This is a genomic window from Pseudomonas sp. B21-012, from assembly GCF_024749305.1.
In the GTDB taxonomy this organism is placed as follows: domain Bacteria; phylum Pseudomonadota; class Gammaproteobacteria; order Pseudomonadales; family Pseudomonadaceae; genus Aquipseudomonas.
In genome coordinates this window covers 5284363-5303644 of the sequence record NZ_CP087197.1, presented here as the reverse complement: position 1 = coordinate 5303644, position 19282 = coordinate 5284363, and the positions used below count along the sequence as shown (strand labels likewise).

20 protein-coding genes and 1 tRNA gene are annotated in these 19282 nt (G+C 65.0%); 8 read left to right on the top strand and 13 right to left on the bottom strand.

Annotated features, from left to right (window positions below; all coding sequences use genetic code 11):
- Positions 1-2 precede the first annotated feature (2 nt).
- From fdhE to LOY37_RS24325, 4 genes are all read left to right on the top strand, one after another.
- The gene (gene fdhE, locus LOY37_RS24340; RefSeq protein WP_258715905.1) at positions 3-926 is read left to right on the top strand and encodes a formate dehydrogenase accessory protein FdhE; all 924 of its coding nucleotides are present in this window, start codon (positions 3-5) and stop codon (positions 924-926) included.
- Between the two features lie 62 nt (positions 927-988).
- Positions 989-2404, top strand: coding sequence for an L-seryl-tRNA(Sec) selenium transferase (gene selA, locus LOY37_RS24335; RefSeq protein ID WP_258715904.1), 1416 nt, complete (start codon positions 989-991; stop codon positions 2402-2404).
- Positions 2401-4320 (top strand): selenocysteine-specific translation elongation factor, encoded by a 1920-nt coding sequence (selB, locus tag LOY37_RS24330; protein ID WP_258715903.1) that lies wholly within the window; start codon positions 2401-2403, stop codon positions 4318-4320. Before selA ends, selB begins: the two co-directional genes overlap by 4 nt.
- A 9-nt stretch (positions 4321-4329) precedes the next feature.
- Positions 4330-4425: transfer RNA gene (locus tag LOY37_RS24325), tRNA-Sec, on the top strand.
- A 3-nt stretch (positions 4426-4428) separates the two neighbouring features.
- Here LOY37_RS24325 and LOY37_RS24320 read toward each other — a convergent pair.
- Both LOY37_RS24320 and LOY37_RS24315 read right to left on the bottom strand, forming a co-directional pair.
- Positions 4429-5421 carry an asparaginase gene (locus LOY37_RS24320; protein ID WP_258715902.1) on the bottom strand — a complete coding sequence of 331 codons (993 nt, stop codon included), beginning with the start codon at positions 5419-5421 and terminating at the stop codon, positions 4429-4431.
- Position 5422: 1 nt separating this feature from the next.
- Positions 5423-6865 carry a sodium:alanine symporter family protein gene (locus tag LOY37_RS24315; protein WP_045200000.1) on the bottom strand — a complete coding sequence of 481 codons (1443 nt, stop codon included), beginning with the start codon at positions 6863-6865 and terminating at the stop codon, positions 5423-5425.
- A 175-nt stretch (positions 6866-7040) separates the two neighbouring features.
- Between LOY37_RS24315 and LOY37_RS24310 the strand changes: the two genes are divergently transcribed.
- A complete protein-coding gene (locus tag LOY37_RS24310) occupies positions 7041-7859 on the top strand; it encodes a helix-turn-helix transcriptional regulator (RefSeq protein WP_045199998.1) in 819 nt (272 codons plus the stop codon).
- 5 nt (positions 7860-7864) lie between these two features.
- Here LOY37_RS24310 and LOY37_RS24305 read toward each other — a convergent pair whose 3' ends face one another.
- From LOY37_RS24305 to LOY37_RS24295, 3 genes are read right to left on the bottom strand one after another with little or no spacing between them, the layout of a single operon-like run.
- Positions 7865-8704, bottom strand: coding sequence for an alpha/beta hydrolase (locus LOY37_RS24305; RefSeq protein WP_258608260.1), 840 nt, complete (start codon positions 8702-8704; stop codon positions 7865-7867).
- 9 nt (positions 8705-8713) lie between these two features.
- Positions 8714-9508, bottom strand: coding sequence for a TSUP family transporter (locus tag LOY37_RS24300; protein WP_045199995.1), 795 nt, complete (start codon positions 9506-9508; stop codon positions 8714-8716).
- Positions 9509-9524: 16 nt separating this feature from the next.
- Complete coding sequence (locus LOY37_RS24295) at positions 9525-10568, bottom strand: TauD/TfdA family dioxygenase (protein WP_258715901.1); 1044 nt, start codon at positions 10566-10568, stop codon at positions 9525-9527.
- A 295-nt stretch (positions 10569-10863) separates the two neighbouring features.
- Here LOY37_RS24295 and LOY37_RS24290 point away from each other — a divergent pair, with 295 nt between their 5' ends.
- Positions 10864-11748: a sugar nucleotide-binding protein gene (locus tag LOY37_RS24290; protein WP_045199991.1), complete on the top strand. Its 885-nt coding sequence runs from the start codon at positions 10864-10866 to the stop codon at positions 11746-11748.
- Positions 11741-12670, top strand: a complete 930-nt coding sequence (locus LOY37_RS24285) for an NAD-dependent epimerase/dehydratase family protein (RefSeq protein WP_045199989.1) — start codon at positions 11741-11743, stop codon at positions 12668-12670. The genes LOY37_RS24290 and LOY37_RS24285 overlap by 8 nt, the downstream gene beginning before the upstream one ends.
- A gap of 77 nt (positions 12671-12747) precedes the next feature.
- On the opposite strand, the gene LOY37_RS24280 is transcribed toward LOY37_RS24285, so the two are convergent.
- The 5 genes from LOY37_RS24280 to LOY37_RS24260 all read right to left on the bottom strand — a co-directional run bounded on the left by LOY37_RS24280 (position 12748) and on the right by LOY37_RS24260 (position 16675).
- Positions 12748-13431, bottom strand: a complete 684-nt coding sequence (locus LOY37_RS24280; protein ID WP_038998518.1) for an OmpW family protein — start codon at positions 13429-13431, stop codon at positions 12748-12750.
- Between the two features lie 110 nt (positions 13432-13541).
- On the bottom strand, positions 13542-14057 hold the full coding sequence (locus LOY37_RS24275; protein WP_093379026.1) for a DUF3299 domain-containing protein: 516 nt from the start codon (positions 14055-14057) through the stop codon (positions 13542-13544).
- An 8-nt stretch (positions 14058-14065) separates the two neighbouring features.
- Positions 14066-15331, bottom strand: coding sequence for an ABC transporter permease (locus tag LOY37_RS24270; protein ID WP_213603136.1), 1266 nt, complete (start codon positions 15329-15331; stop codon positions 14066-14068).
- A complete protein-coding gene (locus LOY37_RS24265; protein ID WP_123565079.1) occupies positions 15331-16050 on the bottom strand; it encodes an ABC transporter ATP-binding protein in 720 nt (239 codons plus the stop codon). The genes LOY37_RS24270 and LOY37_RS24265 overlap by 1 nt, the downstream gene beginning before the upstream one ends.
- A gap of 46 nt (positions 16051-16096) precedes the next feature.
- Positions 16097-16675, bottom strand: coding sequence for a DUF2796 domain-containing protein (locus LOY37_RS24260; RefSeq protein WP_258715900.1), 579 nt, complete (start codon positions 16673-16675; stop codon positions 16097-16099).
- 132 nt (positions 16676-16807) lie between these two features.
- On the opposite strand from LOY37_RS24260, the gene LOY37_RS24255 reads away from it, so the two are divergent.
- Positions 16808-17152 carry a hypothetical protein gene (locus LOY37_RS24255; protein ID WP_045199981.1) on the top strand — a complete coding sequence of 115 codons (345 nt, stop codon included), beginning with the start codon at positions 16808-16810 and terminating at the stop codon, positions 17150-17152.
- A gap of 66 nt (positions 17153-17218) precedes the next feature.
- On the opposite strand, the gene trxA is transcribed toward LOY37_RS24255, so the two are convergent.
- Genes trxA through LOY37_RS24240 form a run of 3 tightly spaced genes read right to left on the bottom strand, consistent with a single transcriptional unit; the run spans position 17219 to position 19228 of the window.
- Positions 17219-18091: a thioredoxin gene (gene trxA / locus LOY37_RS24250; protein WP_258715899.1), complete on the bottom strand. Its 873-nt coding sequence runs from the start codon at positions 18089-18091 to the stop codon at positions 17219-17221.
- 31 nt (positions 18092-18122) lie between these two features.
- Positions 18123-18782 (bottom strand): methyltransferase, encoded by a 660-nt coding sequence (locus LOY37_RS24245; protein ID WP_045199977.1) that lies wholly within the window; start codon positions 18780-18782, stop codon positions 18123-18125.
- Entirely contained in the window at positions 18782-19228 is a 447-nt protein-coding gene (locus LOY37_RS24240; RefSeq protein WP_258715898.1) for a YbaY family lipoprotein, read from the bottom strand. The genes LOY37_RS24245 and LOY37_RS24240 overlap by 1 nt, the downstream gene beginning before the upstream one ends.
- Between the last annotated feature and the right edge of the window lie 54 nt (positions 19229-19282).

Genomic DNA, 19282 nt, shown 5'->3' with positions numbered 1-19282 from the left:
GCTTGAGTACTCTTCTGGAACCCGGGCAGATCGAAGCGGCGGCCAGCACGCCGCCGTTTCTCTACCTGCCGCCGAGCAACCTGTTCGCCCTGCGTGCGCAGCGCCTGGAGCAACTGGCCGAGGGCAACCCGCTGGCGGATTACCTGCGTCTGCTGGCCGGCCTCTGCCATGTGCAACAGAGCCTGCTCGACCAGCCGCCTGCCGCAGCTCCCAGCGACAGCGAACGCCAGCGCCTGTGCGTCGAGCATGGCTTGCCGCCGCTGGCCGCCGACAGCTTGGTGCGCGACGGGCATTGGCTGGCTTATCTACAGGCGTTGTTGCAGCGCTATCCGGCTTCGAGTGGCGCCGTGGCCGATGCCGTGTCAGTGCTGCAACGCGCTGGCGATGAACAGCGCAAGCTGTGGGCCATCGCCTTGCTCACAGGTTCGTACAGCCTGGTGCCGGCGGCGCTGGTGCCGTTCCTGGGGGCGGCACTGCAGGCGGCCTGGAGCCATTGGCTGCTGAGCCTGCAGGGGGTCGAACTGAAAGCGGCGGACAGCCTCTGCCAATGCCCGGCCTGTGGCTCGCCGGCCATGGCCGGGGTCATCCGCCATCGCGGCAAGTACAACGGCCTACGTTACCTGGTGTGTTCGCTGTGTGCCTGCGAATGGCATGTGGTGCGGGTCAAATGCGTGTATTGCGAACAGAGCAAGGGCCTCAAGTACTTCAGCTTCGAGGATGACCGCTACGCCAGCGCCAAGGCGCCGCTGCAGGCCGAATGCTGTCCGGGCTGCAACACCTACCTAAAGCATATCTACCTGGAAAACGACGCCGATGCCGAAGCGCTGTCGGCCGACCTTGCCTGCCTGGCGCTGGACCTGCGCCTGGATCAGGAAGGCTTCCAGCGCCTGGCGCCGAACCTTTTGCTGGCACCGGGAGGGGAGTGAGATCGGGTCTACACTGAGGTTTTGCCCATGGCCAGCGCCCACTGAAGTTGAGAACCGTCTGCATGCCGTCCAACCTCGCCAAGCTCCCGATCCGCCTGCCCTCCATCGACACTCTGTTGCGTCACCCCGCCAGCCAGCCGCTGACCGAGCGTTACGGCCGCGACGCGCTGCTGGCGACCTTGCGTCAGTTGCTCGACGACCTGCGCGAGGACGCCCGGCTCGGCCAACTGGACGCCGCTGAACTGGCCGCGCCGGTGCTGCTCGGCCGCGCCGGCGAGCGCCTGGTGGTTCGCCACCGCAGCCAGGTGCGGCGGGTCTTCAATCTCACCGGCACGGTGCTGCACACCAACCTGGGCCGGGCCTTGCTGCCCGAGGAAGCCATCGACGCCGTGCAACTGGCGGCCCGCTATCCGCTCAACCTCGAGTTCGACCTGGCCAGCGGCAAGCGCGGCGATCGCGATGACCTGATTGAAGGCTTGATCCGCGAGCTCACCGGCGCCGAAGCCGTCACCGTGGTCAACAACAACGCCGCGGCCGTGCTGCTGGCGCTCAACAGCCTCGGTGCGCGCAAAGAGGGGATCATCTCGCGTGGTGAGTTGATCGAGATCGGTGGCGCTTTTCGCATTCCCGACATCATGGCCCGCGCCGGGGTAAAGCTGCATGAGGTGGGCACCACCAATCGCACCCATGCCCGCGATTACGAGGCGGCCATCGGCCCGCGCAGCGGCCTGTTGATGCGCGTGCATTGCAGCAATTACAGCATTCAGGGCTTCACCACCCAGGTGCCGACCGCAGAACTGGCGCGGTTGGCTCATCACCATGAACTGCCCCTGCTCGAAGACCTCGGCAGCGGCAGCCTGCTCGACTTGAGCCGCTGGGGCCTGCCGGCCGAGCCGACTGTGCGCCAGGCCCTGGCCGATGGCGCCGATCTTGTCACCTTCAGCGGCGACAAGCTGTTGGGCGGGCCACAGGCTGGCATCATTGTCGGGCGCAAGGACTTGATCGCGCGGATCAAAAAGAACCCGCTCAAGCGCGCCTTGCGGGTCGACAAGCTCACCCTCGCAGCGCTTGAGGCGGTGCTGGGCTTGTACCGTAATCCTGATCAACTGGCCGAGCGCCTGCCCAGCCTGCGCCTGCTGACCCGGCCGCAGGCCGAGATCCACCAGCAGGCCGAGCGCTTGCAGCCAGCGTTGGCGCAACAGCTGGGCGAACAGTGGACGGTCAGCGCAGAGCCCGCACTGGGCATGATCGGCAGCGGCAGCCAGCCGGTGGCGCGCCTGCCCAGTGCGGCCTTGTGCGTGCGCCCGCAGGTGTCCAAGCGCCTGCGCGGTCGCGCCTTGCATGGCCTGGAACGCGCGCTGCGGGCCTTGCCGATTCCAGTGCTCGGGCGCATCGATGACGATGCGCTGTGGCTGGACCTGCGCCAGCTCGATGACGAAACCGCGTGGCTGGCGCAACTGGCGCAGGTGCAGGCGTGATTATCGGTACCGCCGGGCATATCGACCACGGCAAGACCGCTTTGCTCGAGGCCCTGACCGGCCAGGCGGGCGACCAGCGCCGGGAAGAGCGCGAACGTGGCATGACCATCGACCTCGGTTATCGCTATGCCGCACTCAGCCCTGGCGCAGCTCTAACCGGCTTTATCGACGTGCCCGGCCACGAGCGGTTTATCCACAACATGCTCGCTGGCGCCCAGGGCATCGACCTGGTGCTGCTGGTTGTTGCCGCCGATGACGGGGTAATGCCGCAGACCCGCGAGCACCTGGCGATTGTCGAGCTGCTGGGCATTCCCCAGGCCTTGGTGGTGATCAGCAAGTGTGATCGGGTCGAGCCGCAGCGGCTGCAGGAAGTGCAAGCCCAGGTCAGCGTGCTGCTGGCTGCCGGGCCGTATGCGGGGGCATTGCAGTTTGCAGTTTCCAGCGTCACTGGCGAGGGCATCGAGGCGCTGCGCCAGGCCTTGCTGGCGGCTCAGGCTGAGGTTAGCGAGCGCAGCAGCCTGGGCGGTTTTCGCCTGGCCATTGACCGCGCTTTTGCGGTTGCCGGTGCCGGCATCGTGGTCACCGGCACGGCGCTGGACGGGCGTGTGCAACTGGGTGACAGCTTGCTGCTCGGCAAAGCCGGCAAGCCGGTGCGGGTGCGTGGCCTGCATGCGCAGAACCAGGCCGCCGTCGAGGCCCAAGCTGGGCAGCGGGTGGCCTTGAACATCAGTGCCGAGCGCCTGGCCCTTGAGCAGATTCACCGCGGTGACTGGCTGCTTGCCGAGTGGCTGCATGCGCCGACCCAGCGCGTGGACATCGAGCTGCAACTGCTGGCCAGCGAACTGCGCGCCTTCGAGCACTTCAGCCCGGTGCATGTGCACCTGGGCACCCAGGATGTCACCGCCCGGGTAGCGTTGTTGCAGGGCGAGCATGTGCTACCGGGCAAGCGCATGTTCGCCCAACTGCTCACCAATGCACCGGTACAGGCGGTGCACGGTGATCGCCTGGTGCTGCGTGACCAGCGTGCGCAACGTACCCTCGGTGGCGGCCGGGTGCTCGATCCCTTTGCACCTGCGCGCCAGCGCCGCAGCGAGGCGCGCATTGCCCAGTTGCAGGCCCTGGTTGGCGCCGACAGCCTTGAGCAGGCCTTGCCGGCGCTGCTGGCCAGTGATGACCTGGGCCTCGACCCGCAACGCCTGGAGCGCCAGTTCAATCGCCTGCGCAGCCGCTGGCAACTGCCGGCCAATGTCCAGGTAATCGCCACTCGCCAAGGCCCGCTGCTGTTCACCGATGAGCATTGGCAAACATTGCAAACGGCGTTGCTGGAGGGGCTGGCGCGGTTTCATGAACAGGAGCCGGACCAGCTCGGCCCGGATCGCGATCGCCTGCGCCGCTTTGTTGGCCTGACCCTTGAGCGCCCGGCCTTCATCAGCCTGGTGGATGAACTGCTCGCCAGCGGCAGGTTGGTCAGCAGCGGGCCCTGGCTGCACCTGCCCGAGCACCAGATACGCTTGAGCGATGCTGACTCGCAGCTGTGGAGCCAGGTGCAGCCATTGCTGGTCGAGGGGCTGTTCGACCCGCCCTGGGTACGCGACCTGGCCAGGTCACTACAAGTCGATGAAGCCGAGGTGCGCCTGTTGCTGCGCAAGCTTGGGCGTTTGGGCCAGGTGCACCAGGTGGTGCGCGATCTGTTCTATCCTGAGGCCACGATCCGGCAAATGGCGGCTATGCTCTTGCAGCTGGCCAGCGACGATCCGGTGGTGCAGGTGGCGGCGTTTCGCGATGTGCTGGGGATCGGGCGCAAGCGCAGTGTGCAGATACTCGAGTACTTCGATCGCATCGGCCTGACCCGGCGTGTCGGTGACCGACGCCAGGTTCGCGCCGACAATGCCCTGGCCCAGGCGCCGGGGCAGTAACCCGTTTAAGGAAGGCAATCGCGCCCGGTGGCGCGGCCGGGCTTCAAACCCGGTTGGGGACGGCAGCCGTTCCCGGGCAGGTTCGACTCCCGCTGCCTTCCGCCATTTCTACTGGGCGCGCTCGCCGCACAGGTCCTGGGCGAACCAGTGTTCCGCCGCTTGCACATCGAGCCCGGCACCGAGCAAGGCGAACATCTTGCCCAGCGCCGCTTCGCGGGTCATGCCGCCGGCGCTGACCAGGCCGGTATCGCGCAGGCGACTGCCGGCCGCATAGGTGTCGAAGTGCACCGCGCCTTCCGGACACTGGCTGATGGCCGCAATCAACACCCCGCCTTGGCGGGCGTCGTGCAGCGCATCGAGCAGGTCCTGATCGTCCGATGGCCCGGTGCCGCTGCCGTAGCACTCCAGCAGCAAGCCCTGCACGCCGCTAGAGAGCAGGCCGCGCAGATGGCCGACCTGCAGCCCGGGGAACACCGGCAGCACCATCAGGTTTACCGGTTGGCGTGGCTGGCGGTAATCCAGGCAGGCCGGGAGCGACTCGGCGCGTTGTCCATCGCGCTCACGCGGCAGCGCGGCGAAGGCATCGAAGGCTTCGCTGCGCAGCTTCGACGTGCGCGCGCCGTGCAGCAGCTGGCCGTGGAAATACAGCTGCACGCCATTGTCGATACCGGATGCCATCACCCGCAGGGCACCGCAAAGGTTGTCCCAGGCGTCGCTGTCGGCGGTGCCGGCCGGCAACATCGAGCCGGTCAGCAGTACCGGTACTGGCAGGCCGAGCAGCAAAAACGACAGCGCCGATGCGGTGTAGGCCAGGGTGTCGGTGCCGTGCAGCAGCAGGATACCGTCGTGGCCATCGCGCTCCACCGCCTCGACAATCGCCTCGCGCATGGCCAGCCAGTTGCTTTGCTGCATGTTGGCGCTGTCGATCAATGGCCGCAGTTCGCGCAGCCGCCAGCTCAACAGCGGTGCATGGGCCATTTGCTCCAGGTGCTCGCGCATACGCGCTTCAAAGCCGCCGGCAGGCGCCAGGCCCTGCGGGGTTTGCAGCATGCCGATGGTGCCGCCGGTGTACAGCACCAGAAGGTTGTTGACGGCGCGCATGTCAGCTCTGCGTCTGTGCGTTGGCGACGTTGACGTCGGTCCGGGTCTCGACCTGCGGATTCACTGGCCAGGCAGCCGGGTCCAGGTCCAGGTCAGAAAACTTCGACGCATCGAACACTGGCTGGGCGATACCGGCGCGGCGCTGTTCGTCGTAGTCGCGCATCACCCGCAGGCCGACCTTGAACAGCAGCGCCAGGGCCACCAGGTTGACGAACGCCAGGCAGGTCATGGTGATGTCGGCGAAAGCGAACACGGTCGACAGGTTCTGCACCGAACCCCAAAGAATCAGCAGCAGTACCAGGCCGCGGTAGCCCAGCAGCACCAGGCGGTTGCGGGTGAAGAACTGCAGGCTGGTTTCGCCCAGGTAGTAGTTGTAGAGGATGCAGGTGAAGACGAACAGCGACAGCGCGACGCTGACGAAAATCCGTCCCCAGTCACCGACTACCGCAGCCAGGGAGTTCTGGGTCAGGGCAATGCCGTCACCTTCAAAGCCTGGGGTGTAGAAGCCCGACAGCAGGATCAGCAGTGCGGTGCAGGTGCAGATCACGAAGGTGTCGAGGAACACGCTGAACGCCTGGACCACACCTTGGGCGGCCGGGTGTTTCACCGCGGCCACGGCGGCGACGTTCGGCGCACTGCCAAGGCCGGCTTCGTTGGCGAACACGCCACGTTTGACGCCCATGACGATAGCGCTGCCGAGCAGGCCGGCAAAGGCCGGATCAAGGCCGAAAGCGCTCTTGACGATGGTTTCGAGCATGGCCGGCACGTGTTCGATCTGGGTGAAAATCACGTACAGGGTCACGCCGATGTAGGCCAGAGTCTTGACCGGGACCAGCAGGTCGGACACCGAGGCGATACGCTTGATACCGCCGATGAACACCAGGCCGAGCAGGGCGGCGAGGGCGATACCGGTGTATTTCGGCTCGAAGCCGAAGGCGTTCTGCAGCGAGTGGGTCACGGTGTAGGACTGCAGGCCATTGAAGGTAAAGCCGTAGGTCACCAGCAGCAGAATCGCGAACACCATCGCCATCCAGCGCAGCTTCAGGCCGTGCTGGATGTAGTAGGCCGGGCCGCCACGGTACAGGCCGTCGCCGTCGCTACGTTTGTAGACCTGGGCCAGGGTGCACTCGAAAAAGCTGCTGGACATGCCCACCAGCGCGGTCACCCACATCCAGAACACCGCGCCCGGGCCGCCGAGGGTCACGGCGATGCCGACACCGGCGATGTTACCGGCACCGACGCGGCCGGCCAGGCTCAGCATCAGCGCCTGGAACGAGCTCAGCTGGCCTGCCTGGCCGCGCAGGGATTCCTTGAAGACGCTGAACATGTGGCCGAAATGGCGGAACTGGACGAAACGGGAGCGCAGGGTGAAGTAGCTGCCGAGTCCGACGATAAGCACGATGAGGAGTTTCCCCGAGAGGAAATCGTTGAGCGCTTCGAGCATGAAATGACCTCGATTCTTATTCTTCGCATGAAAGACGACAGGTCGGCGTCGATGCGCCGTGTCCGTGGGGCGCATGGTTGGTCATGACAAGACTGGTTACAATTTCGCGGGTTGCTCTCAGTTGATGCGACTTGATGCTAAACTGGCGTCTGTCGCATCACCTGGAACGGCTCACATGAGCGAACATCTCGGCGCCAATCTCAAGCTCGCCTGCAGCCACTACCGCTCTATCTCGGAAGTTTGCCGGCAGCTGTCGATCAATCGTGCACAGTTCAACAAGTACCTGAGCGGGCAAAGCCAGCCGACGGCGTACAACCTCAAGCGCATCGGCGATTTCTTCGGTGTCGAGGATTACGAACTGGGTTTGCCGCCGGAGCAGTTCGCGCGCCTGATTGGTGCGCGCAGTACCGCCAACCAGGCGCTCAGCCACAACGATCCGCTGGCCGAGCTGCTGCGGCCGTTGCGCGAACACGCCGGCAACCTGTCGCGCTATTGCGGTTACTACTTCGAATACTCCAACTGCATGTCGGTACCCGGCTCCATCCTGCTGTCGCTGGTGCACCTGCGCGAAGAGCGCGGCAGTTTTCTGTTCGAGCGCCAGGAGCGTCAGGAGCGCTCCAGCAGTACCGATGTGCAGGCCGAAGACTGGGTGCGCTGCCGTTACCTGGGCGCGGCGTTCCAGTTGCAGGACCGCCTGTTTCTGCTCGATTACGAATCGCTGACCGTCAACGAGATGAGCCAGACCATCCTCATTCCCAGCTTCAAGAGCCGCATCACCCGCCTCAACGGTCTCAAGACCGGGGTTTCCAGTGGTGACCGGCGTACCCCGGCCTGCACCCGGGTGGTGTGGGAGTTCCTCGGCACCGAGATCAACCGCATCAGCGCCTACCGCCAGGTCAAGCTGTACCGCCCGGACGATCCACGGATTGACGATGACGTGCGCGAACGCCTGAGCGCCGGGCCGATCCGCAACGGCCTGTTCGAGATTGAATAACCCGCTTAGCCGAGAATGAACTCGGCCACCACCTGCGCCACCTGATCGGCCACCGCCGGCTTGTCGCGCAGGTGTGCGGCAATGCCGTGATCGCAGTCGGTCAGCAGCAGGCATTCCAGGTGCGGTGCCGGCACGGCGCGCAGCAGGGCCTGGGTGACTTCTTCAGGGATCGGGCTATAGCGCTGGGCGCCGGCCAGCCACAAGGTGCCGGCCGAGGTGCCTTCGGCTTGCCCGTAGGCTTTGGAGTTGAGCCCGTCGAATTCGCCGATCACCAGCAGCACCCGGCCCGCAAACGTGCGCAGAAACTCGTAGCTGTCGCAGTCGAGAAAGCCGTAGGGCTGGCGGATCGCTGCGCTGAAGGCCGGGCCGAACGGCGCCTGGTGGGCGGCGTCCGGGTAAACCGCCGGGCAGATCAGCACCAGTTTGTCGATGGCGGGCGTTTGCGCTGCCAGTTTCAGCGCGATGGCGCCGCCCAGGCTGTGGCCGAGCAGGGTCTGGCAGCGCTCGGCGATATGCCGGTGAAAGCGCTGCGCTTCTTCCAGGTTGGTGGTCAGCGACGGCTGCGGCGCGCCGGGCTCGGCGGCCAGGCTGTGGCCGGAGAGGTTGCCGGTCAGTGAGCCGATCCCCTGCTGCTGCAGGCGATACAGCAGCGGGTTGAGGCGGGTGAAGTCCGAGCGCGCGCCACCGATCACGAACATCGGCGCAGCGCGCTCCTGGTCAGGTATAAGCAGCCGCGCCTGTTGCTGGAAACCGTCGAAGGTTTCGCTGATGAAGCGCTCGGTAGCCGGCGCGGGTTCGTCGTACTGCCAGGTGGACCGTTGGGTCGAAATTGCTTCCAGGTGCATGGACACCGCCTATAGAAACTGATGTTGCAGCCATTCGCCAAGGGGATTGCCGGCGCTGAGCAGCAGCTTGAGGGCCATGATGCAGCACACGCAGACCAGCAGCGGCTTGATCAGTTTAGGACCGAAATGCACCGCGCAGCGAGCCCCCAGTTGCGCGCCGACGAAGGCCGCGCAAGCCATCGCCAGGGCCAGCGGCCAGACGATCGCGCCGCTCAGGGAAAACACCGACAGCGCCCCGAGGTTGCAGGCGGCGTTGAGCAGTTTGCTGTTGCACACCGCGCGCAGCATCGGCTGGCCGAGCAGGACCACGCAGGCCACCATGTAGAACGAACCGACGCCGGGGCCGAACACCCCGTCGTAGAAGCCGATCACCGGCGCCACCGCCAGGCAGAACAGGCTGATCGAGATCCTCGCCTTGCGCTGCTGCTCGTCCGGCTTGGGGCTGAAGGCAAAGTAGGCGGCCACCAGGATCAGCAGCACCGGTACGCAGGCCTGGAGGAAACTCTTGGGCACCAGGCTCACCGACAGCGCCCCGAGGGCGCCACCGGCAAAAGCCATGGCCGCCATGGGCAGGCCGCGCTTCCAGTCGATCATGCCCTTGCGGGCAAAGGCAAAGGTGGCCGAGACCGTCGCCGAGGCGGCCTGGAACTTGTTGGTGGCGATCGCTGCCAGCGGGTCGATGCCGGCCACGAACAGCACCGGCAGGGTGATCAGCCCGCCGCCGCCGGCGATGGCGTCGAAAAAGCCGGCCATCAGCGCTACCGACGCCAGAGTCAGCAACAGGGTGATATCAATTTCCATCATCGGGGGGTTCCCTTGTTCAGCCACGCACCAGCAGCGGGTCATCGTTGAGGACTACCGGGCGCGCAAAGCGCGAGTAGCCGAACAGGCGCACCAACAGGCGCCGGTTGTCCTGGAGAATGTCGCGTCCATGCAGGGCGCGGCAGTTATTGATCAGCAAGGCGCTATCGGGTTGGAGCACGAACGGCAAGGGCTGGGCGTCCCGGACCAGCGCCTGGAAGGCGTCGAAGGCACGGGCTGCGGCGTCGCTGGCGTGATCGTTCAACGAGAAACGATACGAGTTGTAGCGCAGGCTGAAACCGCCGTCGGGATCGAACTGCAGCATCGACGTGGCCTGGCCGGCCTCGCCTTGACCAGCGACAAAGCACTCGCTGCGGGTGAAGTCGAAGGAGGCCGAGGTCAACGCCAGCGCATGCAGGCTGCCCAGTTGCTCGATGATGGCGCGCAGCGGGATGATCCGGGTCGGTTCGCCCGCCGGGTTCCAGCGCGCGGAAAGGATCAGCGCTGACGGCGCAGGTGAGCGGCCCTCGCTGGCGGCAACCGAACAGTTGTAGGGCGCTTCGGTATGCGGGCCCAGGCGCAACCCGGCGTGAGAGCTGAGTTCGACTTCGGTGTGCTGGTGCTCGTCGGGGCGGGGCACGCTGCCGCCGCCTTTGAAGTTGCCGACCAGCCGCATGATCTGGCCTTCGTTGTCGATATCGAAGGCAAAGGCCCGGTAGTTCACCAGCTCCAGCAGCAACTGGTTGCGCGAGGCCAGGTACAGGCAGCGCTCGCTCTGAGCCAGGGTGGCCAGCTCAGGTAGATGCTCGGGCAGCGGATCGCTGCCGGGGCAGGCCATCTGCGAGCACATCAGGGCGGACAACTGGCCATCGGCAAAGCGTTGCAACACGGCCTTCTGGCTGGCGTCGAGGGTAGGGTGCAGGCGTTGTGCCCACTGGCGCGCCTGGTTGGCGACTCCGCGGGCCTGAGGGCCGCCGAGTTCGGCGAGGTGCTGGCTTGCAGCTGCCAGCGTACGGGCCTGGTCCTGGTCGAAACTCAGGTACGCGACTTCCGAATCCTGCATGGGAAACATTCCTTTGTTATTGGTTTTATCTGGCAATCCGTGCCGACCAGGGTGCAGAAAGTGCTGCTGCGCCCCGGCGAACGAATAAGCTAACTATTCTCCTGGTTAATCCATTCAGGCGAGTCAGCTCATTCCGGGCGCAGTATAGGCAGTTTCCGGATTTGTGTAAGCACAGGAAAAACCTTGCCTTCAGCGCCGCGCCGGGCAGGACGGGCGCCCCTGTGTTGGACTTCCCCTGCCGGAAACCGCAAAATGAAGGCTTTCTTCCAATAATCTGATCGGACCTGCTGACTCTATGCGAATGCGCCTGATGCTGTTGGGTGGTGGAAGTGCCCTCGGGCAAGCGCTGATTCGACTCGGGGCCGAGGAAGATATCGGCTTTCTGGCACCGCGCCCGCCGGACAGCGGTTGGGATCCGGCGAGCCTGACCCAGTTGCTCGACGACACCCGCCCTGATGCGCTGATCAACCTGGCTTACTACTTCGACTGGTTCCAGGCCGAAGCGGTCAGCGAGCAGCGCCTGGCCCAGCAGGAGCGCGCCGTCGAGCGCCTGGCCGAGCTGTGTCAGCACCACAACATCATTCTTGTCCAGCCGTCCAGCTACCGGGTCTTCGATGGCTCGCGGGCGACCGCCTACAGCGAAAAGGACGAGCCAGTGCCGCTGGGCCTGCGTGGCCAGGCCCTGTGGCGCATCGAGCAGAGCGTGCGCGCCACCTGCCCGCAGCATGTGTTGCTGCGCTTTGGCTGGGTGCTCGACGAGAGTATCGATGGCGTCCTCGGCCGCTTCCTGACCCGCGCCGAGCAACCGCAGGAACTGCTGCTGGCCGATGACCGGCGCGGCAACCCGACGCCGGTGGACGACGCTGCGCGGGTAATCCTCTCGGTGCTCAAGCAGCTCGATTGCGCCGCGCCCCTGTGGGGCACCTATCACTACGCCGGGAACGAGGCGACCACGCCGCTGGCGCTGGGGCAGGCTATCCTCACGGAAGCGGCCCAGTTGCATAAGCTGGCGGTACAGGCCCCGACCGCGCAGGCCCACGCCGCGCGCCCGGACGCCAGCGAAGAACCGCAGCATGCGGTGCTGGCCTGCAAGAAAATCCTCCACACCTTCGGCATCAAGCCCCGCGCCTGGCGCGCCGGTTTGCCGCCCTTACTGGATCGCTTCTATCGTCATGGCTGATGCCCCTATTCTGATCACCGGTGGCGCCGGCTTCATCGGTTCCCACCTCAGCGATGCGTTGCTGGAAAAAGGCTATAGCGTGCGTATCCTCGACGACCTGTCGACGGGCAAGCGCAGCAACCTGCAGATCGACAACCCCCGGCTGCAACTGGTCGAAGGTGATGTCGCCGACGCCGAACTGGTCAAGCGCGCCGCGGCCGGTTGCCAGGCGGTGGTGCACCTGGCCGCGGTTGCCTCGGTACAGGCCTCGGTGGACGACCCGGTGAAAACCCACCAGAGCAACTTCATCGGCACCCTCAACGTGTGCGAGGCCATGCGCCTGAACGGCATCAAGCGCGTGCTGTTTGCCTCCAGCGCGGCGGTGTACGGCAACAATGGCGAAGGCCAGTCGATTGTCGAAGACACGCCCAAGGCGCCGTTGACGCCTTACGCGGTGGATAAACTGGCCAGCGAGCAGTACCTGGACTTCTACCGCCGCCAGCATGGTCTGGAGCCGGTGGTGTTCCGCTTTTTCAATATCTTCGGTCCGCGCCAGGATCCTTCCTCGCCGTATTCCGGGGTTATCAGCATCTTCTGCGAGCGCGCCCTGAACGGCACGCCGATCACCCTGTTTGGCGACGGTGAGCAGACCCGCGATTTTCTCTATGTTGGCGATCTGGTCACGGTAATGGTCCAGGCGCTGGAGTTGGCACAGGTCGAGGAGGGCGCGGTGAACATCGGCCTGAACCAGGCCACTTCGCTGAACCAGTTGCTGGCGGCATTGAAGTCGGTGGTTGGCGATTTGCCGGCGATCAGCCATGGTCCGGCGCGCTCGGGCGATATCCGCCATTCGCGGGCGAACAACCAGCGCTTGCTGGCACGTTTTGATTTCCCTGAGCCGACGCCGCTGGTAGTGGGGCTGGCGCGACTTTTAGGACGCTGAAAAGCAGCGCGGGGCAAGCCCGCTCCTACATCACGTTGTAGGAGCGGGCTTGCCCCGCGATGTGCGTTTGAAGACGCTTAGAACTTGTAACCCACGCCAACCATGTAGACCCATGGATCGACATCGACGTCGACCTTGGTCTTGCCAACGCCCAGGGCGCTCGGGCCGTCGATGGTGGCCTTGGTGTCGATGTCGACGTACCAGACCGCGGCGTTGATCAGGAAGTTGTCGTTGATCATGTAGTCCATGCCCAACTGACCGGCCAGGCCGACCGAATCTTTCAACTTCATGTTGCTGAAGCCTTGAGCCTTGCGGTTGCTGCTCAGGTCTTCGTCAAAGAACATGGTGTAGTTCAGGCCGATGCCGGCGTAAGGCTGGAACTTCGACGAAGCTTCCATCGGGTAGTACTGCAGCGACAGGGTCGGTGGCAGTTGCTTGATGTCGCCCAGCTTGCCATCCAGGCCAGCGCCCAGGCCCTTGACGCCCACGGTGTGCTGGAACGGAGTGGCGGCCAGCAGCTCGAGGCCGATGTGGTCGGTCAGCATGTAGGCAAACGCCAGGCCCAGCTGGGTGTCGCTGTCCAGAGTAGCCTTGGTGCCGGACATCTTGGTGCCGTCGAGCTTGATGTCGCCGCTGTTCTCGTTGGGAGCGGTAGTGATCGCACCGGCACGCAGGATGAAGTCGCCAGCCTGGTGGGCGTGGGCAACAGGGGCTGCAAGCGCCAGAGCAACGAGCGAGGCGCCAAGCAAGGACTTGTTCATGGAAGCTCCCAAAGGACGTTTAGAATTTAATGAGTCCAATGGTAAGGAGCTGACGGACGGCGACTTTTGACGCAGCTCAATGAAATCGTCAAAGGCTGACAAGCGGCCATTCATTCTAGCTCGTATGCGTAGATTTTCTCGGCTTCCATCTGATATCCGGCATCGGCCAGCTCGCTGCTGGAGGCTTTGACCTGCATCTGGCCTTCAATCCAGTACGGTTGGTAGAGGTCTTCGACCTTGACGCCGATCTCGCTGAAGATGTGAACGATCTGGTTCGACGGCGGTGGCGGTACATGAATGCAGGCGCCGTAGTAAGGCACCAGCAGGAACTCGGTGGTGCGGCCTTCTTCGCTGACCTCCAGCGGCACGATATACCCCGGCAGTTTGACCTGCTGGCCATCCAGGGCCTTGACCACCGGGGCATTGGGTGCGGTTTGCCGCGCAGCGGGTGCCGATTCGGCAGCCAGGGCGTCGCTCAGTTGCGAAAGGTCGTGCAGCGGCGCCAGTTGTGGCTGGATCACCGGCGCCCCGGCCGGGATCAGTTGCTGCCACTCCAGGGTGCGCGGTTCAGCGGCCCACAGGGGCGAGGCAATCAACAGCAGCAACAGCAGCAAGGCGCGGTTCATCGAGTTACTCACAGGTGAATGGACAGGCCGTCGGCCAGTGACTGTCGATAGGCGCGCCAGGCCGGCACGCTGCCCATCAGCAAGGCGGCGCCAAGGATGATGCCCAGCAGGGTCCATTCATGGGCGCTGGGCCAGGCCAGCGGCAGCAACAGGCCGTAGTTGGCCTGCACGTAACCCTGGGCCAGGGCGATGCCGGCGTACAACAAAGCCACCCCGGCGATGATGCCGGCCACCGCCAGGGCCAGTGCTTCGAGCACCAGCAGCCCGGCAATGTGCCAGGGACGCGCGCCGACCGAGCGCAGGATGGCCATTTCCCGGCGCCGTTCGTTGAGGCTGGTGAGGATCGCCGTGAGCATGCCAATCAGGCCGGTCAGCACTACGAACAGCGAGACCACGAACAGCGCCTGCTCGGCCGTGCCCATCAGGCTCCAGAGCTCTTGCAGGGCCACGCCCGGGAGGATCGCCAGCAGCGGCTCGTTGCGGTACTCGTTGATCTCCCGTTGCAGGCTGAAGGTGGCCACCTTGTTGTTCAGGCCGAGCATGAAGGCGGTGATGGCGGCGGGCTTGAGGTCCATGTTGCGCGCCTGATCGGCGCTGATACGCCCGGCGCCGCGGGCCGGCATACCGTTGTGCCAGTCGATGTGGATGGCTTCCATACCGCCCAGGCTGATGTGCAGGGTGCGGTCGACCGGGGTGCCGGTGCGTTGCAGCACGCCGACCACGGTGAACGGTTTGTCATCGTGTTTGACCAGGCTGATGGCCGCCACGCCATGGGCCAGCACCAGCTTGTCGCCCAGCTTGTAGTGCAGGGCATCGGCCACCTCGGCACCAAGCACCACCTCGAACGGGTCGCTGGCGAAGGCGCGGCCCTCGGCCAGTTGCAGGTTCTGCTTGCGGCCGTACTGGTAGTGCTCGAAATAGCGCGCGTCGGTGCCCATCACCCGGTAGCCGCGATGGGAATCGCCCAGGGAGATGGGAATGGCCCATTTCACCCGTTTGTCGCTGGCGTAGTGTTCGAAGCTCTCCCAGCGGATGTTGTTGGTGGCGTTGCCGATGCGAAACACCGAGTACAGCAGCAGGTTCACCGAGCCCGAGCGGGCGCCGACAATCAGGTCGGTGCCGCTGATGGTGCTGGCAAAGCTGGCGCGGGCTTCGGTGCGCACCCGCTCGACCGCCAGCAGCAGGCACACCGACAGGGCGATGGCGAAGGCGGTCAAAAATGCAGTAAAGCGGCGGTTGGCCAGGCTGGCCAGGGCAAGGCGGAGCAGGTACATCAGGCCTCCAGGTCGTTGGCCGGGCGGGCCGCGCGGTTGAGTTCGGCAAGGGACAGCTGGCGGTCGAACAACGGTGCCAGGCTCTGGTCGTGGCTGACAAACAGCAGGCTCGAGCCGGCCGCACGGCATTCGGCGAACAACAGGCGAATGAAGGCTTCGCGGGTGTCGGCGTCGAGGGCTGATGTTGGCTCGTCGGCGATTACCAGCTCCGGCTGGCCGATCAAGGCCCGGGCGGCGGCAACGCGCTGTTGCTGGCCGATCGACAGGCTGCCCGCGCGGCGGGCAAGCAGCGCCGGGTCTTTCAGGCCCAGGTGCGCGAGCAGGCTGGCGGCGGCCTGGTCGATGCTGCCATGGCGCTCGGCGGCGCGTTGTGCGCGGCTGCGCGAGAAGCGGCAAGGCAGTTCGACGTTCTCCCGTACCGAGAGAAACGGCAGCAAGTTGAACTGCTGGAAGATGTAGCCGGTGTGATCGACGCGAAAACGGTCGCGGGCGGCCAGCTTCAGTTCGCTCAAGTCCTGGCCGAGCAGGCGGATGCTGCCGCGATCGGGCTTTTGCACACCGCCCAAAAGGCCCAGCAGGGTGGTTTTGCCGCTGCCGCTGGGGCCTTTGAGAAACAACGATTCGCCGGCTTCCAGGCGCAGGGCGGGAATCTCCAGCAGGGGGGCTTGGCCCGGCCAGGCGAAGCCCAGGTCGGTCAGTTCAATCAGTGCCTGGCTCATAAATGAACGCCCGGGTTACCCCGGGCGTTTCGCTGCAAAAGGGCTATCAGAAGTTGATCGTGGCCTTGGCCGGGGTCGCTTCGACACCTTGCTGGCCGTTGGGCCCGATCAGTTGCAGGGTGATTTTCTGGGTGGCGGGGAAGGCCTTGAACAACGGAGTCAGGTCGAGGCTCTTGAGCTCAGCGGGCTTGTCGCAGGTCAGCCGGTAATGGGCATGGACCTCACTGTGCTCATGGCCTTCGTGCTCGTAGCCGTCATCATCGACTGCCGGCTTGTCGCCGAACAGCGGGCTTTCCAGCTCCTGGTCACTTTCGCTGCAGTTGGCCGCCTTGGCCAGGCCGAACAGCGCCAATGGTTTTTCCAATTGTGAACGCACGGCAGCAACCTTGGCTTTGTCGGCGGCGCTGGTGGCCGGGTGTTCGAAGCCGACCAGGTTCATCGCCGGGCTGTCCAGTTCCAGTTCCAGGGACTTGTCGTCGAGCACCACATTCAAGCGCGCGACGCCGTGTTCATGGGCGCCGAGGCTGCCATGGGCGTGGTCATGATCGTGGTCGTGGCCTACATGGGCGTGGGCGACGGCCAGGGGCAACAAGGCAAACGGCAAGGCGAGCAACAGACGACGCATGGGCTGACTCCGCGGAGGCATTGGATGGATTTAGTAATGTTATAACAACTTGTTCGGCGTGCGCCAGTATGCTTGGCGACGAAGCGCCGGCGTGGGAGCATGGGCCCATTGACTGCGCACAAGGACACCCCCATGCGAATTCGCGGACACATCGGCGACTGGCCGGTAGACCTGACCCTGGAGCTGGACCCGGCGGAATGGGCGCAACTGGGCGGCCAGCTGGCCGCTGTGACGCCAGCGCCTGCAGCAGCGGCGAGTGCGGTTGCGGCGGTGCGACCGGATGATGCGCTCTGGCAGGCGGCGCGCGAGGTACTGCGCAAGGCCGGGCAGCTCAACGGGCCGGAGTTGCTTGAACACTTGGAAGGGCTGGCGGGCAATACCGCGGCGGGCAAGCGACTGCTGGTGCGCCTGCGCCACAGTGCCGAGGTGAAGGTGCAAAGCGGGGCGGATGCGCCGGTTTATCACTGGGTGGGGTAATGAGGGTATCGCGGGCCAAGCCCGCTCCTACAGGATCAGTAGGAGCGGGCTTGCCCCGCGATCAATTCAATACAAGGCAGCAAACAACTTGCGACGGTAGCTGCCGACCAGTGGGTGGTCATTACCCAGCAGGTCAAACACCTGCAGCAAGGTCTTGTGTGCCACCCCGCCGTCATAGCCGCGATTGCGCTTGAACAGCTTGAGCAAGCCTTCCAGCGCCGCTTCGTACTGCTGACGCGACAACTGCTGGATGCACAGCTGGTACGCGGCCTCGTCATCTTCAGCATTCTGCGCCAGGCGCGCTTTAAGGTCGGCGACTTCCGGCAGGCTGGCGGCCAGGCCGAGGAAGGTCAGCTGCGCCTTGGCGCCGGCCAGGGCAGCCTTGTGCTCATCGCTCTTGACTGCGTCGAGCACGGTCTGGGCTTCACCCAGTTCGCCGCGCTCAGCCAGGCAGCGGGCGTAGAGGATCAGCGCGCCGGCATTGCTGTTGTCTTCGCTGAGCAGCGCCTTGAGGGTGCTTTCGGCTTCGCTGAAACGGCCTTCGGCAAACAGCGCCTGGGCTTGCTCCAGCGGGTCGGCGGCAGCCGGGGGCGGCAGTTGTACATGGGGTTCGAGCAGGGCGCGAATCGCCGACTCGGGTTGGGCACCGGCAAAGCCGTCGACCGGCTGGCCATCCTTGAACAGCACTACGGTGGGCAGGCTGCGGATGCCGAAGCGGGCGACGATGTCCTGCTCGATATCGCAGTTGACCTTGGCCAGCAGCAGTTCGCCCTGGTAGCTCTCGGTGATCTGCGCCAGCAGCGGCATCAGTGCCTTGCACGGCGCGCACCACTCGGCCCAGAAGTCGACCAGTACCGGTTTATGGAAAGAGTTCTGGATCACCAACTGTTCGAAGTCGGCGCCAGTGGCATCGAAAATGTACGGGGTAGCAGGGTTCATCGCGACTCTCGAAAATCCGTGAATGGCATCACTATAAAGGCTGGCGGCTGGCGTGGTACAGGCTGACCCGGCGGAATTCGTGCGGCTCGGCCAGGTCCGGCAGGGTCAGGGCATCGAGCACGCCCAGCGACCGGTACAGCGGGTGGCGGAAATCCCGTACCCGCGAATCGGCGACCAGGGCCTGCTGGCCACGGCTGAGAAACTCGTCCAGCAACGGCAGGTTGGCGCGGTCGTAGAGCACGTCGGCGACCAGGATCAGGTCGAAACGGTCGGCCTCCTGGAAAAAATCGCTGGAATAACTCAGTTCCACCTCATTGAGCTCGGCATTCGCCCGGCAGGCCTGCAGCGCCAGCGGGTCAAGGTCGCAAGCCACCACTTCCAGCGCGCCGGCCTTGGCTGCCGCGATACCGGCAATCCCGGAGCCTGCGCCAAAGTCCAGCACGCGCTTGCCTTCGACCCAATGCCGATGCTCATCCAGGTAGCGGGCCATGGCCAGGCCGCTGGCCCAGCAGAAACTCCAGTACGGCGGCTCGTGAAGGATGCGCCGGGTTTCTTCGGAGCTGAAGGCGCGGTCCATGTTCTGCGCATCGATCAGCCACAACTTGAGCGCGCATTCAGGCAGGTCGCTGACCACCAGTTGCGCATCCCCAAGCAACTCGCTCAAGGCCTGTTGCAGTGGAGCGGGCGCCATCATGGCGCCTTTTCGAAGCGCAGCGGGCCGGTGGCCTGGGTTTGCGCCTGGGCGATGCGCAGGGGCGGCAGGTGCAGGATCAGCTGGCCGGACTTGCTCGCGCGACCGCGCAGCTCGACCCGCGCCCCGGCGGGAAAGGCCTCGGGGTTGAAGCGCAGGCGAAACGGCAGCTCCAGGCCATTGCCGCTGAACGTGCTGCTGGCCAGCAAGCCTTGCGGCCGCCCGCGTTCATCGATCACCAGCAGGGCCAGTTCGACTTCGGCGCCGGCCGGAATGTTCTGCAAGGTGCCGCTCAATTCGCGTTGATAGGCCGGCAGTGGCCCGAGCTCCCTGGCCGGTTTGCTGGCTACCGGGGCTTTGGGCGCCGGCGCAGGCTGGGGTTTATCGCTGCTGCACGCGCTCAGCACGGCAGCAAAACTGAGCACGACAAGCGCTCTTGATGGCATGGGGAATTCCTTCGCGGCGTATTTCCTCACTGGATGGTAACCCCTTTGGCTTGT